Source organism: Limibacter armeniacum (assembly GCF_036880985.1).
Taxonomy (GTDB): Bacteria; Bacteroidota; Bacteroidia; order Cytophagales; family Flammeovirgaceae; genus Limibacter; species Limibacter armeniacum.
The window spans coordinates 2,681,107-2,697,689 of sequence record NZ_JBAJNO010000009.1; the positions used below are offsets into that span (position 1 = coordinate 2,681,107).

General features: G+C 34.4%; 14 protein-coding genes. 2 read left to right on the top strand and 12 right to left on the bottom strand.

Annotated elements, in window-relative coordinates; genetic code table 11:
* Both V6R21_RS28965 and V6R21_RS28970 read left to right on the top strand, forming a co-directional pair.
* A complete protein-coding gene (locus tag V6R21_RS28965) occupies positions 1–1,116 on the top strand; it encodes a hypothetical protein (protein WP_334246989.1) in 1,116 nt (371 codons plus the stop codon).
* Between the two features lie 83 nt (positions 1,117–1,199).
* A complete protein-coding gene (locus V6R21_RS28970) occupies positions 1,200–1,994 on the top strand; it encodes an SDR family oxidoreductase (protein WP_334246990.1) in 795 nt (264 codons plus the stop codon).
* Positions 1,995–2,126: 132 nt separating this feature from the next.
* Here V6R21_RS28970 and V6R21_RS28975 read toward each other — a convergent pair whose 3' ends face one another.
* The 12 genes from V6R21_RS28975 to V6R21_RS29025 all read right to left on the bottom strand — a co-directional run bounded on the left by V6R21_RS28975 (position 2,127) and on the right by V6R21_RS29025 (position 16,557).
* Entirely contained in the window at positions 2,127–3,722 is a 1,596-nt protein-coding gene (locus V6R21_RS28975; RefSeq protein WP_334246991.1) for a DUF4301 family protein, read from the bottom strand.
* A 297-nt stretch (positions 3,723–4,019) separates the two neighbouring features.
* The gene (locus V6R21_RS28980) at positions 4,020–5,999 is read right to left on the bottom strand and encodes a polysaccharide biosynthesis protein (RefSeq protein ID WP_334246992.1); all 1,980 of its coding nucleotides are present in this window, start codon (positions 5,997–5,999) and stop codon (positions 4,020–4,022) included.
* A gap of 163 nt (positions 6,000–6,162) precedes the next feature.
* Positions 6,163–7,308: a DegT/DnrJ/EryC1/StrS family aminotransferase gene (locus V6R21_RS28985; protein ID WP_334246993.1), complete on the bottom strand. Its 1,146-nt coding sequence runs from the start codon at positions 7,306–7,308 to the stop codon at positions 6,163–6,165.
* Complete coding sequence (locus V6R21_RS28990) at positions 7,298–7,903, bottom strand: acetyltransferase (protein WP_334246994.1); 606 nt, start codon at positions 7,901–7,903, stop codon at positions 7,298–7,300. The genes V6R21_RS28985 and V6R21_RS28990 overlap by 11 nt, the downstream gene beginning before the upstream one ends.
* 6 nt (positions 7,904–7,909) lie before the next feature.
* Entirely contained in the window at positions 7,910–8,515 is a 606-nt protein-coding gene (locus V6R21_RS28995; RefSeq protein ID WP_334246995.1) for a sugar transferase, read from the bottom strand.
* A 4-nt stretch (positions 8,516–8,519) separates the two neighbouring features.
* Positions 8,520–9,728 (bottom strand): glycosyltransferase family 4 protein, encoded by a 1,209-nt coding sequence (locus tag V6R21_RS29000; RefSeq protein ID WP_334246996.1) that lies wholly within the window; start codon positions 9,726–9,728, stop codon positions 8,520–8,522.
* Positions 9,725–10,879, bottom strand: coding sequence for an O-antigen ligase family protein (locus V6R21_RS29005; protein ID WP_334246997.1), 1,155 nt, complete (start codon positions 10,877–10,879; stop codon positions 9,725–9,727). The genes V6R21_RS29000 and V6R21_RS29005 overlap by 4 nt, the downstream gene beginning before the upstream one ends.
* On the bottom strand, positions 10,866–12,083 hold the full coding sequence (locus V6R21_RS29010) for an O-antigen ligase family protein (protein ID WP_334246998.1): 1,218 nt from the start codon (positions 12,081–12,083) through the stop codon (positions 10,866–10,868). The genes V6R21_RS29005 and V6R21_RS29010 overlap by 14 nt, the downstream gene beginning before the upstream one ends.
* Complete coding sequence (locus tag V6R21_RS29015) at positions 12,067–13,389, bottom strand: hypothetical protein (protein ID WP_334246999.1); 1,323 nt, start codon at positions 13,387–13,389, stop codon at positions 12,067–12,069. The genes V6R21_RS29010 and V6R21_RS29015 overlap by 17 nt, the downstream gene beginning before the upstream one ends.
* Positions 13,390–13,657: 268 nt before the next feature.
* Positions 13,658–14,926 (bottom strand): Vi polysaccharide biosynthesis UDP-N-acetylglucosamine C-6 dehydrogenase TviB, encoded by a 1,269-nt coding sequence (gene tviB, locus V6R21_RS29020; protein WP_334247000.1) that lies wholly within the window; start codon positions 14,924–14,926, stop codon positions 13,658–13,660.
* Between the two features lie 500 nt (positions 14,927–15,426).
* Positions 15,427–15,990 (bottom strand): helix-turn-helix domain-containing protein, encoded by a 564-nt coding sequence (locus V6R21_RS32445; RefSeq protein ID WP_408613109.1) that lies wholly within the window; start codon positions 15,988–15,990, stop codon positions 15,427–15,429.
* Positions 15,991–16,047: 57 nt separating this feature from the next.
* Entirely contained in the window at positions 16,048–16,557 is a 510-nt protein-coding gene (locus tag V6R21_RS29025) for an ABC transporter C-terminal domain-containing protein (RefSeq protein WP_334247001.1), read from the bottom strand.
* Positions 16,558–16,583: the final 26 nt, after the last annotated feature.

Consider the following 16,583-nt stretch of genomic DNA (forward strand, 5'->3'; position numbering starts at 1 on the left):
ATGACTTCTGAGTTAAACATCAAACAGAAAATCCCTTCTGATAAAGGGAAAATTACGCCTGAACAAAGGTGGGAGGAGCAATATCAATCAAATAACACTGATGACGAAATAGACTTAAAGGAACTGTTTAGTCTATTAGGTAATATGCTAACTCGCTTGGGAAAAGGGTTTTTGTTACTATTAGTAAGTGCCAAAAACTTTATATCAAGATGGTTACTTTGGTTAGCTGTAATTCCTTTTATTTTTGGTATAGGTGGCTACTTGACTAAACGAATCCAATCCCCCTCTTATTCAACCTCTGCGTTAGTTAAATCTGAATACCTTAAAGGAGCAAACTTTATAAGTGAGATAGAGAAACTGAACCAACATTGTGAATCGGAAGATGAAAAGTCTAAAGTTTACCTATCTAATATTTTTAATCTATCAAGGGAAGATGCTTACCAATTATTACGTATAGAGGCATTTAGCTCAGATGAATACTATAAGATCTATGATAACATAGAAAAGGTTGCAGGATCTGAAGCTAAAATAGATTCACTAAAGCTAAATTTTGCTTTACATGGCTCTTCATTTGTTTTAGAAATAGAATCAAAAGTTCCAGATATAAATAAGGAAAAGTTACAACAAGGTATAACCAAGTACTTAGAAAAGAGTGAATATCTTTTGACTTCAAAAAAGTTGGATCAAGAAAACCTGTTGAAAGAAAAAGCTCAAATAGATAAAGAACTGAAGGAACTTGAAGAAATGAATCAAGTACTTTCTGAGATCATGTTCAAAGAAAGTAAAGAGGTGAATCAAAAGCTGAGTACTTCAAACCAAATGCTTTTATTACAAGGTCAGGAAAAAGATAAGGTAAAAACGACTGGAGACTTGTCATTTAAAGTAATGAATGAAAAACTATCTTTTATGAAAAGGCAAAGAGCGATTGATAAGAGTTTAGTTTTTATTTCAAGTCTTAACTTTATTAATGACTTTGATGAATTGACTTTGGTTAAAGTTTCAGGACTTAAGAGGGCTTTATTAGGTATAGTAATAGGTCTAGTGTTTGTTTTGTCTATTACTTTGTTGATTGAGCTTAACACGTTTCTTAATAAGAAAGAACAGATGATGTCATAAAACAAATTATTTTATATCATAAGGATTATTAAGCGATGTAAACTGCATTAAAAATGTAGTTTACATCGTTTTTTATTTTACGTATGAAAAGAAAACTGGAAGGAAAGGTTATTTGGGTAACAGGAGCCTCATCAGGTATCGGAAAAGCTATAGTTTATAAGTTAGCCCTTAATAAAGATATTAGACTAATTCTCTCTGCAAGGAATCAAAAAGCATTACAGGAAGTAAAAGAGGGCCTTCCATTGCCAATAGATCAAATAATGACACTTCAGTTGGATCTTGAAAATAGCCAATCATTTCAGCAAAAAGCGGAAGAAGTAATTAAGAAGTTTGGGAAAATTGATTTACTGATACATGCGGGAGGAGTAGGGCAGAGAGCCTCTTTTACCAAGATAAGCTCTGATACTTTTAGGAAAATAATGGAGATTAACTTTTTTGGAACAGTAATGTTAACAAAAGTAGTATTGCCTTTCCTCTTACAAGAAAAAGGTGGAGACATCATTGTTATCAGCAGTGTTCAAGGAAAGTTTGGAATCCCTGAGCGTACGGCATATGCAGCATCTAAGCATGCACTTCATGGATTTTTTGATTCATTAAGAGCTGAACATCATAAAGATGGGATTGACATTATGCTAGTTTGTCCAGGGTATGTAGACTCTGCTTTTTCATCCAATGCATTATTAGGTCAAGGAAATCCAATACATATTAAGGAAAAAAGAAAAGCCATATCACCAGAAGAATGTGCAGACTTAACAGTTAAGGGGTACCTGAAGGGAAAAAACGAAATTTACCCTGGAAGGCTTCAGCAACGTGTAGCTGTGTGGCTAAAGCGTTTTTTTCCAAACTTGCTAGATAAAATTGTTAGAACTAAGGTCTGAGGAGAAATGATTGATAGGAATACCTTTATCTTTTAAGGTGATTTGATCTGCTATATATAGCAAAACCTCTTCATAGTTAATTCCTAGAATTATGAAGAGGTTTTATATAATATAATCGATACGTCTTTTGACTTAAATATTCTGCATTAACTGATCTTTTGTCATATGAGACCTTCTTAATAGATCATTAACTTTCTTGACAGGACTAAATGTAGAAGCAGGAACCTCTACAAATATTGTATTCCAATCGGACATAGATCCATTCCAAAGTCCCGGTAATTCCTGAGACTTAACTTCTACACCATTTCGAGATTTGATAGCAATGAATCCTGTTTCAGGATCACGGAAGTCAAGCAAATTAAACTTATTGCCTTGATAGTCTTTTGTTGCACAGACAATATCAACGGGGTTAAAATGAGTAGCTTGATCAACTAGTGCTTTCTTTGTAGGATCATCCAAGTTAATCTGAGCACTTTCTACAATCTGTAATGAAACAGAGCCATCAGAGTTTGTAGCCCAAAATGGACCACCACCCGGTTCTCCCTCATTTCTTACCATACCACATACACGGATTGGACGGTTTAGTTTACCATAAACGTATGACAGCTTTTTCTCTAGATCCCAACTATGATAGGCTTCAGGGAATATGGTACAAAGGTCCTTAGTATATAGCGCTTCAACTTCTTGTAGGAGTTTTTCCTTATCTGTATCCTTATCCTTTAGATCATGTAGCAGGGCAAAAATCTTTTCCTGAAACTCGATCAATAAACCACCTAGAATCTTTTTATGTAACTCGACTGTTGGTTTAAGCCTATCCGGCTGTACATTGTCAATATTCTTGATAAAGATAATATCAGCATCTAAATCATTAAGGTTTTCCAACAGAGCACCATGCCCACCTGGACGGAATAGTAATTCTCCATCTTCTTTACGGAAAGGATCATTGCCCATCGTTACGGCAATAGTGTCAGTAGCTGGTTTCTGTTGCGAATAAGAAATGTGGTATTGCGTACGGAAACGTTGTTCATACTTTTCCTTTACTATGGCAATATGGTATTCGAACTTTCTTAAGTGCTCAGGGGAGACTGTAAAATGAATATTAACAGAGCGATCTTCATTGCGAGCATACATAGCCCCTTCCACTAAGTGTTCTTCCACAGGTGTTCTCATCTCCTGATTACCATACTTGTGGAATTTTAGTAGACCTTTAGGTAAGGAACCATATTCCATTCCATCATCTTCCAACAATGCTTCTAGCATTTCTACATAGGCACGTTTAGCAACCAACGCATCTAAATCTTTTCCTTTACGAACTAAAATGCCTTTAAGGTCATTATAAAAAGCAAACTCTTTTATCCGATCGAAAAGTACTAGAATATCGTGGTCCTCCTCAGTAGGTTTAAATGATACTGTATCTACTTCTGTTCCTTGATGTTTCCTTAAAAAACCATATGCTAGCTTAAACATACGGGTGGCAGCTCCTGACGCTGGAACAAACTTGACAATTTTTCTACTTCCTACACTATCCTCAAAAGAAGCTTCATAAGTAAGATTTTGAGTTTCAGTTAGTTGAAATACACCATCGCAAACGGTTGCGGGTTTTATGACATCCATAGACGGAAAACCTTTTTTAAAATAAGCTATTTGGTTTTCAATAGCTGATAGATTAATTCCTTTGTTGTCAATCAGTTGTTGATCCTTGTTAGTTAGCGTCATATCTTCTGTCATTTGGCTCAAAGTTTAGAAATAATTAAGTGGGTTAAAATTTATAGAATCAGAAGTAGATCTAAAGTATCAGTTAATAAGTAACGAGACTAGATATACTTCTTATAGAAGTTGCTTTATACCTAAAGTAATATTTTTTAAGGAATTAAAGGAATAATACAAAAAGAAATAGCCCATTTTGAGGTGAAATGATTTGACTCTAATCATATTACAAAGTGAAATAAAAAAGTATAGCAAAAAAATACCCGATAGATTATATACTATCGGGTATTTTTACATTTATAACTGTTTGGTAATTAGTTAACTTACTAATGTGCCTTTTCTACTGAGCACCTTTAATTCTATGTTTGGCCTACTATCTAATTTTTCAAAGATAGAGTTATTACTAACATATTCAGGTACAATAACTTTCATACTTTTGACAATCTCCCAATCATCTTTTGAAGTGGCAGTCTCAATTAGTAAATCAACTAGTTCAGATGCTTCACCATAGTCGTATTTACGAACTTTACCAATCATAATTTTTGGATGGTGAGTAGGCATTGTATTCTCCTCATTATTAAGTAGCTCTTCATAAAGCTTTTCGCCAGGTCTTAATCCAGTAACTTTAATGTCAATGTCTTTACCTTCTTCAAGCCCAGAGAGGCGAATCATTTTTTTGGCGATGTCAATAATTCGTACCGATTCTCCCATATCAAAGACAAAAATTTCCCCTCCATTTCCCATAGCACCAGCTTCTAATACTAATTGACAAGCTTCAGGAATAGTCATAAAGTAACGAGTGATTTTATCACTTGTAACCGTTAAAGGACCACCTTTTGCAATTTGCTCTCTGAACAAAGGTATTACGGAACCATTTGAGCCTAATACATTCCCAAAGCGTGTGGTTACAAACTTAGTTTTTGTTTTAGAGTCCTTACCAAGGCTTTGTGTATAGATTTCTGCTATGCGTTTGCTAGCTCCCATTACATTGGTTGGGTTGACAGCTTTGTCTGTAGATACCATTACAAACTTTTCAGCTTTATATTTTACAGCCATATCAGCTATATTTTTAGAGCCTTTTACATTGACCATAATGGCTTCAGATGGGTTTTTTTCCATCATAGGCACATGTTTGTATGCTGCAGCATGGTAAATGATGTCAGGAGAATACGTTGTAAATATTTCTTCAATCCTTTGGCGGTTAGAAATATCTGCAATCAGGATATGTAATCGGATATCTTTTCCTATTAACAAAGCCTGAACATGTCTTTCTATATCATAAAGACCTGTCTCAGATTGGTCTAGTAAGATCAGGTCTGTAGGTTGGTAATGCGTTAGCTGTTTTGAGATTTCTCCTCCTATTGACCCTGCAGCACCTGTGACCATTAGTACTTTACCCCTTACCTCATTTGCAATATTTTCTTTCTCTAGTTTGATAGGGTCTCTATCTAACAAATCTTCAATGCGGACACTTTTTATTTGTTTAGCACTAAGCTCTCCATTGATCCAATGGTTTACAGGGGGGACATTTCTGATTTCAATATCTAGATCAAGTCCAAGACAAGTATCTATTATTTTTCGTCTTTTGGGAGAAGAGATACGCTGTATAGCAATAATAATTTCATCAATATCATGCTTTAACATAAACTCTTCATTTAAAGCTTGTTTTGAAGAGTATATTGTGACACCTCCTAAAGATTTACCTTTTTTTGACTTATTATCATCTACAAAAGCCTTTACACTATAATTGCAAGAACTATCTCTTTCTAAAACCTCTTTAGTAATAATACCAGCAGAACCAGCCCCATAGACTAAGACATTTCTAACAGGCATTTTATTGTAATATAACATATTATATCCTGCCCTAAAGATTAACCTACTAGCGATAAGTATTGCGGTACTCATCAAATAAGTAATGATGGTAATAGATATAGGCAGGTCCATAACGCTATTTGATGCAAGTTCTCTTCCTACTATCGTGAGAGAAAGGATTAGCATAGTTGATAGGGAAGTAGCACTAAATATCTTTACCAAGTCTTGTAAACTAGTATGACGTATAGTTCCTGCGAAGGATTTTTTGTAGTAGAACCCCAGTACATACAAAAATGCTATATAAACAGCTTGATCTGTAGAGATGTAATCAGAACTTTGTTGAAAGTCAAAATTAAACCTTATAATAATGGCTAATACAAAGGCGAGGGATACAGAGATCAGGTCTATAGCGAGAACATACCATCGAGGAATAAATCGACCAGCATGAAAAGTTCGCTGAAAAAATCTTTTACTTTTGGTTTTCATACAGATTAGGTATAGAAATGATGTACGATTGTTAGTTGCTTACCGCAGCTTTAGTTAAGACAATTAAAGTTCATACTTTGCGCAAAATTAACATTCTTTATCAAAAAAACGTTATCTTCTCATAAAGATTGTTTCAATATGAGGAACACACAAAAAGCGAACCTTATTGGGTTCGCTTCTGAAGTACTTTTAATAGAGCAGTCTCAATACGTTGTCTGTCAGTGTCAGTCAGGTTAGAACCTGAAGGTAGACAGAGTCCATATTCAAACAACTTTTCTGAAGTACCATTGGTGTAGGCTGGATATTGTTCAAAAATAGGCTGAAGGTGCATTGGCTTCCATAAAGGTCGTGCTTCAATATTGTCTTCTGCCAAGGCTAAACGAAGTGTTTCGCTATCAATTCCTCCCACTTTTTCAGGTTCAATAAGCATACAGCTTAGCCAGTGATTGGAAAATGTATCTTGAGGCTCAGAAAGCATCGTGATACCATCGAATTCATTAAACAGCTTTTCGTAAAAGAAAAAATTATCCCTTCTTTGTTGTACTCGCTCATCCAGTACCTGCATTTGACCTCTACCAATTCCGGCACATACATTACTCATACGGTAATTATAACCAATATGCGAGTGTTGATAATGAGGAGCATTATCACGTGCTTGTGTAGCCAAAAAACGTGCTTTCTCAACCAGTTCCTGGTTATCAGAAACTAATGCGCCACCTCCTGAGGTGGTAATAATCTTATTGCCATTAAAAGAATAGACACCCATCAAACCAAACGTACCCAATGCCTTACCCTTATATGTAGAGCCTAATGCTTCAGCGGCATCTTCGATTAGTGGAACCTCGTAACGGTTACAGATTTCCATAATCTCATCCATCTTGGCAGCAATACCATAAAGGTGCACAAGAATAACCGCTTTCGGCTTTTTACCTAACTGAATTCGGTCTTTGATTGCCTCTTCCAGAAGTACCGGGTCCATATTCCAGGTTTCTGCCTCCGAATCAACAAAAACAGGTGTAGCACCCTGATAGGCTATTGGGTTAGCAGATGCAGAGAAAGTAAAACTGGAACAGATTACCTCATCACCAGCCTTGACGCCCAAAAGTATTAAGGCCAGATGAATAGCAGAGGTACCTGAGCTTAACGCAGCTGCATATTTAGCGCCTGTATAGTGACAGATATCTTCCTCAAAACCATTAACATGAGGGCCTAAAGGTGCAATCCAATTGGTGGCAAAGGCCTCATTTACATATTGCTGCTCCAGTTCTCCCATATGAGGAGAAGAGAGCCATATTTTATCATTTGTCATTGTTATATTTAATTACCTTACCCGGAGAACCAACTACAACCGCATAATCAGGCACATCTTTAGTAATAATAGCCCCAGCGCCTATAGTAGCCCATTTTCCAATTTTTATTCCCTGAATTACAGTAGCCCCAGCACCGATCCAACTACCTTCACCAACTGTCACATTGCCACATAAAGTAGCTTTAGGTGATATATGCACAAAATTATCTATCAGACAGTCATGATCAACAGAAGCAGAAGTATTGATAATGCAATGTTGACCTATGCTTGAGTCGGATTGAATGACAGCTTGATGAAAAACAACAGTGCCATCACCAACCTTTGTGTGTTGATCAATAATGGCAGAAGTATGGGAGACATTGCCAAAACGATGTTGTATAGTTTGAGCAACTTTTTGTCGAATCCTATTATTGCCAATTGCAATAATCAAATCATCATCGGATTGAAAAGTTGATTGATAGGGTCCAACTACAGGAAATGATAAAAGCAATTTTTTGGAAATATCATCATCAAAAATACCGTTTATTGGGACTCCATTACTTTCAATACAACTACAAATTACCTTTGCATGCCCGCTTGCACCATATAAAAGCATAAGTGATTATTTAGAGCCTGTAAACTTTTCCATAGTAACCGATGTATTTGAGCTAATGCCTTCAGAAATAAAGACTTTTTTGACAGTCATAAAAAGTATCCTTATATCTAAAATGAAGGACAAGTTCTCAACATACCAGGCATCAAGTTTAAACTTTTCTTCCCAGCTGATGGCATTTCTGCCATTCACTTGTGCCCAACCTGTAATACCAGGCCTAACATTATGCCTTTTTGCTTGCTCTTCGTTATATAAAGGTAAGTATTCAACCAGTAGAGGTCTCGGACCAATTAAGGACATATCACCTTTAAGCACATTAATTAGCTGTGGAATCTCATCCAAAGATGTTTTTCTTACAATATTTCCAATCCAAGTAAGACGAGCTGCATCAGGTAAGAGGTTTCCATCTGTATCTGTTCTATCGTTCATAGTCTTGAACTTTATAATTGAAAATATATGCCCATTTTTTCCAGGTCTTTTTTGAAAGAAAAAAGGTTTTCCTTTATTGAGAATATATAATGAAAATAAAGTAATTAAAAATAATGGGGATGTTATTAATAATACAAAGGTAGATGTGAAAACATCAAATAGTCTTTTGAAATAAACTATATACATGAATTTAATAATTTAATATATTTAAATATTTGTCTACGGCAATTTCTAAAGAATACTTATTTTTAGCAATATGGAAAGCATTTTCCCCACTTTGATTTAATGTGTTCTTATCTGATAAGTATTGATATAATAAATCATATGATTCATTTATTTGCTCAATTTTATTGGGTAATACAAGTCCAATCTTTTCCTTATTAATTTCATCAGCTTGCCAACCTAGATGATTAATCAATATTGGTTTTTTAGCAGCTAATGTATCAAAAAACTTATTTGCAGAGTTTGACCATAGCGCTGGAATATCACAAACAAAAGAAGATGCTATGTCAATTCTTGAATAAATATTTGGTAGATCATTCTTTGAAACAGGTGGAAGAAAATAAAGATTTTTCTCATAGACATTATTTTCCTTAGCTAAGTCTATAACCTGCTGAAGTCTATTCCCTTTTCCAATGACAACAAAAACAACGTCAAGGTTATTTCTGAATTTAGAAGCTAAATAAACTAAATAGTCTAAGCCATTGACAATGCCCACTGTTCCTGCATATAAAACAATTTTTTTATTTTTAAACTCTGGCTTATCTAATACACAAGGATCATGTGTCGTATTAGAAAATCTATTTATTTCACTAATATTTGGTATGGTTGTTATTTTATTATTATCGATACCTTTAGACTTCACAGATTTCGTCATATCTTCTGACAAGGTGACAACATGTGAAGCATTTTTATAAATGATTTTTTCTAACTTCTCTAGCAAATAAATAGCATATTTATTTTTGATCACTCCCATAGCAATTGGGACTTCAGGCCAAACATCTCTTACTTCAAAAATGAAAGGAGTATTACCTAGCCACTTTTTAATTAAGGCAGGGATACCTACCGTCAGAGGTGTTGATGTTGCTAAAACAAAGTCTCCATTTATTTTTAGAACTCTGAATGATGCAAGTAAAGTAAACTCAATAAATTTTATTATTCGAGTAATGAAGCTTGAAGTATTATCAACAGGTGAGTTAAGAATATGTAAAATAAGTCCATCTCTCTCAATAATAGCCCATTTTTTTCCATTAAATTTTATTCCTTCTATTTGCCCATTTGAGGTTATGATAATTGGTTGAATCCCATTTTCTAAAAATTTGGTAGACAGATCATAAGACCTTGTACCTCCTCCACTTGTTGGGAAAGTGAAATATTGATGAATATATAATAACCTCATGAGTCTTTGTTGTTAGAGTTAATTAATAAGCTACCAATGGAAAGTAAAAATAAAATACCTCTTTGTGCTTCGAGAAATGCTTCTGTGACAAATATAATTAATATTGATATCGAAAAAACAAATAATAAAGGATCTTTGAGAGAAAAAGAAAAATAAAAGAATACAAATAAGATCAATAATGTAGATGTAAAACCCAAAATACCATTTCTGAGTAGGTCTAATATATATTGGTTATGTGGGTTTAAATTTCGTTCTGCTAATTTTTTAAATCCATCACTTATATATGCCTGATTTAGTTCATCTTGAAAGTCACCTGTTCCAACACCTAAGAAGTAATTATCTTTAATGACTGAAAGAGATGAATTCCAAATCCCGACTCTTTGCTCAATAGCTGATTTTGCAAATCTAGTATATCTTAATTTTGATTTAATGAGTAGGCTTGAATTTGTAATGATTATGATAGAGCCTATTGATAATAATATAAATAAGAAAATATATCTCCAATTTACTAATGCTAAGAATATAGGCAAAGTAATGAATAAAATGATAAGTGGTGTTCTAGCTTGTAAAACAAACAGTGAAATAGGTGCAATTACAATATTTAGGATATGAAAGATCTTAAGGTGTTTTAATTTACTTCTGTTTATATATGTAATGGAAATATAGAAAGATGTTATAATATAAATGCCCAAGTAAACAGGGTGTATAATATCAATAGTGAGTTTATGATAAAATAAATATTGATTTGGAAATAATAAGCCTCTTATAATGAAAAATGAAGTAAGAAGAAAACAGGAAATACAAAATGAAAATAAGGCTATTTGCTTATTTTTAGTGGTAAGTTTGTTGATATTGCTATAGGCTAATGGTACTATTAATATTAATATGTACTTTTCGATAATAAATAGACCACTACTGAGATTTTTTGAGTATAAAAGTCCTATGCATAGACTTATAAATTTTAACAAAAAAACTATCGTTAGAGTGTGGAAAATAAGTGCTTTATGAGTAATACTGTACCAAATCCAATAAATGCTGGTAATTGCGAAAATAATATTTGAGAGTTGCCCACCAAATGGTAATGTGAATAATGATAATACTATTCCATATGTAAAAATCTTATGGGCTGTTTTATGGTTATGCCAAAGCATTTCTAGAGACTGATTTAATGGATGAAATAGTTAGGCTCATATATAAAAACATAAACCTTGCATCATTTAAGTCTCCGCTTACACATGAATTTATAAGGTAAAAGCAAAATAAAATAAATGATAGCTTTATATATTGTGATTGATCTTTTTGCGTTAGTCGTAAGCCTCTTCTTGTGATGATAAAAGTATAGCATAATATAAATATCAATAGAAGTCCAATAATAACTCCACCTTCAGCAAAAGTTTCAACTATGATATTGTGTGGGTAGTACCCTAGCCTTACATCTTCTCTACCGCTTATTTGCATATATTCGATTGCCCAATTACCTATTCCAACACCAAAAGGATGTTGTCCAATCATCTGGAAAGATTTTGTGTAAAAATCTAGTCTAGCTTGACCTGATGTGCCATTTATTATTTTATCAATATCTGCCATATGTTGAAGACGGCCAGGCAAGAACTCTGCAACATTAGGAAGAATAACAAATAATACTAGAAAACTAAGAATTGTAATAGGGATGAGACTTCTTAATAATTTTCTTTGTTGAATGAAATATAGTAGACCAACTGACAGAATAATACCTATAATAGGTCCTTTGCTTCCTGCCAAAATGACTAGGCTAGAGGATATCACTAGAATAGCTATTTTTATTGTTTTATACTTTTTATCTATTGTATAAAACAGGATTGTACAACCTGATATAACCCATCTGGCAAATACAATAGGACCACCGCCTGCAACAGACAGTCGATCAATTCCATTTAAACCATTAAGTGCAATTTTAAAAATAGCTAGTAAAATAAGAATGAATGATATACCCATTAAAAATCTATATACCCATTGAATTAGTCCCTTATCACTTAATGATATAATAATATTTATCGATAATAAAGTTATAAGTATATACTTTAGTAACTTATCTATAGAAACAAATAATCCTTCATAAGAGTGGAAGTGAAATATAGTATTATATAAGATACTAGCCGTATAGTATATAGCTATAAATATTAACGTTAATGAAATTGTATTTCTTGATAGTTTGTTGTATATATTAAGGGTGGTAAATGTGGTTAATAAATATATAACAGAAAATACTACAGATATATTTATAAATGATAGACTTAGCCTTTCATCATAAAGTCTGCCAATAGCCATAATTATAACTATAGAAAAAGCAATAATTATTTTAAAATTTATTTTCATAGTAAACTATACCTTCAGTAGTTATACCTTTTTTATTTATTCTTTTAGTGAGTCTTGATAAATTACTTATAAAAATAATTCCGATTGCCATTAGGCCAATAGATATAGTGTAAAACATCCTTATGATATTAAACTCAGTGCCTGTAGATACTGATAATTCTATAGAAATAAATATTACTGAACAAACTATGATAAATATAACACAAACCTTTGTGAATAGTGCAGTGAGTTGATTATTTAACGATAGTAGTGGTTGTATAATAATTTCAAAACATGAAATGACGAAGAAAGGGATGATTAACTGCTTCATCAATGTATATGTTTTGAATGTATCTTGTTGATTGAAATGACCTCTTTGAAATAAATTTTCAATTATGAAATCTCCATAAAAATAAATGACTGAAAAGAATGATAAACAGGCAATAGATATATAAGTTAAGTTTATGATTACTCCTTTGATATTAATTGTTAAAGAGTTCTCTCTGAGCATCACGGTACTAAATGCTTTAACTAATGTTGTAATTATTGCCCCTAATATTGTAGTTGAGTATAGAAAATAGGTTATTTCTTGTGATCCTGAGATACCATAAAGCACTTTCCCTAATAACAATAGAAAGACAAATGTATTGCCAATAATTAGTGTGTAAAGGTTGAAGTCTTTATAGTTTAACCTTATCTCGTATGGATGAGAATTTGTTTCTATTTTTTTATTATCTGCTAGCTTCCACCCTCCAAAGTAAAGAACAAAAACAGATAGTAAACGACTAAATGCTAGACCTGTTACACTACCAAAGTACCCTAGTGGGTAAATTGTGAAACAGTTGGTTGATGAATTGAGTATGATTGAATTTGAATATGCTTTATACTCCCCTTTTGCTTGTGTAATCATTAATCCAATATTATTGAAGATAAACATACTCATCGTCAGACTTAAAATAATGCATAAAATAGCAGTATTCACTGTTATTTCTTCCCATAAAATATAGGAGTAGATTAAGGTGAAAAGCATATTGAATATAAAAATGAAATATGAGATGTTTAGAGCATCTTTTTTCATTTCTTTAAATGAAACAGTATAATTATCTCGAAGTGCTTTTGTCAGTTTAGGGACTAAGTTTCCTTGTAAAGCAGCTTGACCAGCAAAAGCTGAAAAAAAGTCAACAAATGAACTGATTATTAGGAAATCAGCATATTCTTTTTTTGAGCCAAAGATATATGCTATGATTAAAACCCTAAGAACACCCAATACTTTTGCTATTACTGAAGAGCCTAGTAAGTATTTAATTTGTCCTAATAGATTTTTCATTCATTCTTGATTAAAGCAAAGAAATCAGACATTTATTATCTGATTCTCTAGAAATGGGATTTAATTTTTCTTTTATGGCCAACGTTATATTAAACTCTACGGTACTTTCTACTTAGTCATGGTGAGATCAAAAAAAAACATTCTTTTCAATAGGCTTTCTTGATTGCTTATCTAAGATAAAATACCGTAGAGTATAGGTGTTGATTTTTTATAGACAGTCTCAGTTTTAGATCAACTTTTGTTAGAGACAATTACCATAAAGTACGTTTTATAACCTGTCTGTAATTACTTCTTTAGGGAGGATACTTTTCACATCGTAAAGTACCGTGCCATGTCCGTTTTTAAGTGCATTCCAGTCCACATCCTTGTACGCGTCATGACCTACAGTCAGAATGATGGCATCGTAGCCTGAACCAAGTTTGTCAACTAGTTCGATTCCGTACTCTTCTTCTACTTCTTTCTTGGACGCATATGGATCATGTACATCAACCTGAATACCGAAACCCTGTAGCTCAGAGATCACATCGATGACACGTGAGTTACGGATATCTGGGCAATTTTCCTTGAATGTAATACCCATCACCAATGCTTTGGCTCCTTTTACTGCATGTCCTTCTCTTACCATCAGTTTCACCACCTGATTGGCTACATGCAGACCCATATTGTCATTGATTCTTCTTCCGGAAAGGATTACCTGAGGGTGATAGCCTACGCTTTCCGCCTTGTGAGTCAGGTAGTACGGGTCAACGCCAATACAGTGACCACCTACCAGTCCTGGACGGAAAGGAAGGAAATTCCATTTTGTACCCGCAGCTTCCAAAACCTCCAAAGTATCGATCCCCAATCTGTCGAAGATCAAAGCCAGTTCGTTGGTAAAAGAAATATTAAGGTCACGTTGTGCATTCTCGATTACTTTTGCAGCTTCAGCCACTTTCAGGCAAGATGCTTTGTGAGTGCCAACCGTTACGATAGTCGCATACAGCTCATCCACAATGTCTGCAATCTCAGGAGTTGAGCCTGAAGTTACTTTCATGATGTTGTGAACTCTGTGTACATGATCTCCCGGATTAATACGCTCAGGTGAGTAACCACAGTAGAAATCTTGGTTGAATTTCATGCCGCTTACTGTTTCCAGAACAGGAACACACTCTTCTTCCGTACAGCCAGGGTATACCGTAGATTCATAGATCACAATGTTGCCTTGGCTCAATACTTTACCTACCGTCTCACTTGCTTTTTTCAGAGGAGTTAGGTCAGGCGTCTTGAATTGGGTGATAGGAGTTGGCACAGTGACGATATAGATATCTGCATCCTTGATGTCATCCAACTGTGTAGAGTAAGAAAGGGTCGTAGCCTGCTGGAGTTCTTCTGGTGTTACTTCCAATGTGTTGTCTACACCTGATTTTAGTTCGGATACACGGCCAACATTGATATCGAAGCCTGTAACATCAAATCCATGCTTGCCGAATTCTACAGCCAAAGGCAGGCCTACATACCCTAGACCGATAATGGCTAATTTTTTTTCCTTAATATTCATTGTTAGTTATAGTTTGATATAAGAATTTCTCTCGATTAGCTTAAAAAAACTTGAGGCACAAATGTAAGAAAACATATCATTCAATTGATATTTTTTAGCATAAAAAAATGATTAACAAGTACTGATTAACAAAGAGTTGAGCTTAAAAACACTGATTTATAAAGAGGTGTGAATAAGGTGTTTTCGAATAGATAGGTGTATAGGTGGAATAACAAAATATAAACAATTAACACTGAAATAGTGTTGCGGGTGACTTGTGTTATAGGAAGTTACACAAGTGTGTTTTGTACGTTTTTATATGAATTTTATGGAGGTGTGAATAAAATAAAAATAAGCATTTATACGGAAGGAAATGCAACAAAAAGCAGATCTTGAAAATTTGACAATCAGATAGATGAGGGAGGAGTGGGATCGACAGGTAGGGGGAGGTATCCGTGATTAGGATACGTAGATTAGTATATGATATTGATAGGATTGAGGTAACTATGGATTAAACTCCTCTATAAAAAGTGGAAGTATGGGTGTTGGGAGGTTATGTTTTGATGGACACAGGCAGAGTAGGTTATTATGTTTTGCTGTAACTGTATTCGAAAAGGCTGTAGAGGTAGCCTGATTGGAAAAAGTTGTCTAGTCTGTTGAAGTAGCTGCAATAGGGGGAGTGTATGCCAATATTGAATGGGGCGTTGGTGTAGTTTAAAGGGACTTCTTTTGCGACTTTTATATGGGAAGTATTGCCTTCTAGTTCCTCTTAGGTAGTGGTCGTACCAGTCGGAGCGCCAAGCAATATAGTATCTAGGTGTTAAAAGTTGTCGTGATTTACGTTTTCGTCTTTGCAATTTGAGGCTAACGCTCGGAACATTCTTAGGAAGAGAGCCGGCCAATACCTTACGCGCTTTGTATAGTTGGTCAGCTAGGTGGGGGAGATATTTGCCTTGAAATGAATTTCTTTTGATTTCCCGACAGATGGTAGAGCGGTGTACGTCTAGCTCACGGGCAATTTCAGCCTGTGTTTGTCCAAGCTTAAGACTAAGGGCTATATAGAGTCTGTCGACTGAGGTAAGCATATAATTTGGTTTATCCCTGTAGAGTCAAGAGATATATTGACTCTACAGGGTGTTGGTTTATGGTGCTACAAATTCTTCTCCTTCAAAGGTGTAGCTTCTGTTGTCGCCAAAGTGGTTATTGGTAGCAAGGAATTGAGCATAGCCTCTTAATCCATCCCGAAGTGCTTTGATCTTGATATCACGCAAACGGGTATCCATAATTTTCTCGTTCTGGTTGGAGGACACATAGTCATCGCTTACTCTTTCTTGCAAGTCAGCAAGATCCTGCTGTAGGTCAGCTAGCTCTTTTTCATGATCTACTTTTTCATCAGCTAGCGTAGGGTCATCCACCATATTCTGTACGGCCGAGATCTGATGTTCCAGTTTGCTGATTCTTTTTAATAATTCTTCAAGTTCCAGTTGTTGTTTTTCAACCCGAATTTCTGAGGTAACATTTGAGTTGGCTAATACCTTTAGGAGAAAAGTCCCTTGGTCAAGACGACGTTGGGCTTTTTCTGGAGTGGGATCAAACTTAGCGTATGTCTCTGGTGTAAAGAGATCGTCAAAATTAATATTGTGATCTGCCAAAGTATTATTATTTATATGGTTTAAAA

Coding starts and splice junctions, on each gene's coding strand:
- V6R21_RS28965 (WP_334246989.1), top strand. CDS start 1: ATGACTTCTGAGTTAAACATCAAACAGAAAATCCCTTCTGATAAAGGG.
- V6R21_RS28970 (WP_334246990.1), top strand. CDS start 1,200: ATGAAAAGAAAACTGGAAGGAAAGGTTATTTGGGTAACAGGAGCCTCA.
- V6R21_RS28975 (WP_334246991.1), bottom strand. CDS start 3,722: ATGACAGAAGATATGACGCTAACTAACAAGGATCAACAACTGATTGAC.
- V6R21_RS28980 (WP_334246992.1), bottom strand. CDS start 5,999: ATGAAAACCAAAAGTAAAAGATTTTTTCAGCGAACTTTTCATGCTGGT.
- V6R21_RS28985 (WP_334246993.1), bottom strand. CDS start 7,308: ATGACAAATGATAAAATATGGCTCTCTTCTCCTCATATGGGAGAACTG.
- V6R21_RS28990 (WP_334246994.1), bottom strand. CDS start 7,903: ATGCTTTTATATGGTGCAAGCGGGCATGCAAAGGTAATTTGTAGTTGT.
- V6R21_RS28995 (WP_334246995.1), bottom strand. CDS start 8,515: ATGTATATAGTTTATTTCAAAAGACTATTTGATGTTTTCACATCTACC.
- V6R21_RS29000 (WP_334246996.1), bottom strand. CDS start 9,728: ATGAGGTTATTATATATTCATCAATATTTCACTTTCCCAACAAGTGGA.
- V6R21_RS29005 (WP_334246997.1), bottom strand. CDS start 10,879: ATGCTTTGGCATAACCATAAAACAGCCCATAAGATTTTTACATATGGA.
- V6R21_RS29010 (WP_334246998.1), bottom strand. CDS start 12,083: ATGAAAATAAATTTTAAAATAATTATTGCTTTTTCTATAGTTATAATT.
- V6R21_RS29015 (WP_334246999.1), bottom strand. CDS start 13,389: ATGAAAAATCTATTAGGACAAATTAAATACTTACTAGGCTCTTCAGTA.
- tviB (WP_334247000.1), bottom strand. CDS start 14,926: ATGAATATTAAGGAAAAAAAATTAGCCATTATCGGTCTAGGGTATGTA.
- V6R21_RS32445 (WP_408613109.1), bottom strand. CDS start 15,990: ATGCTTACCTCAGTCGACAGACTCTATATAGCCCTTAGTCTTAAGCTT.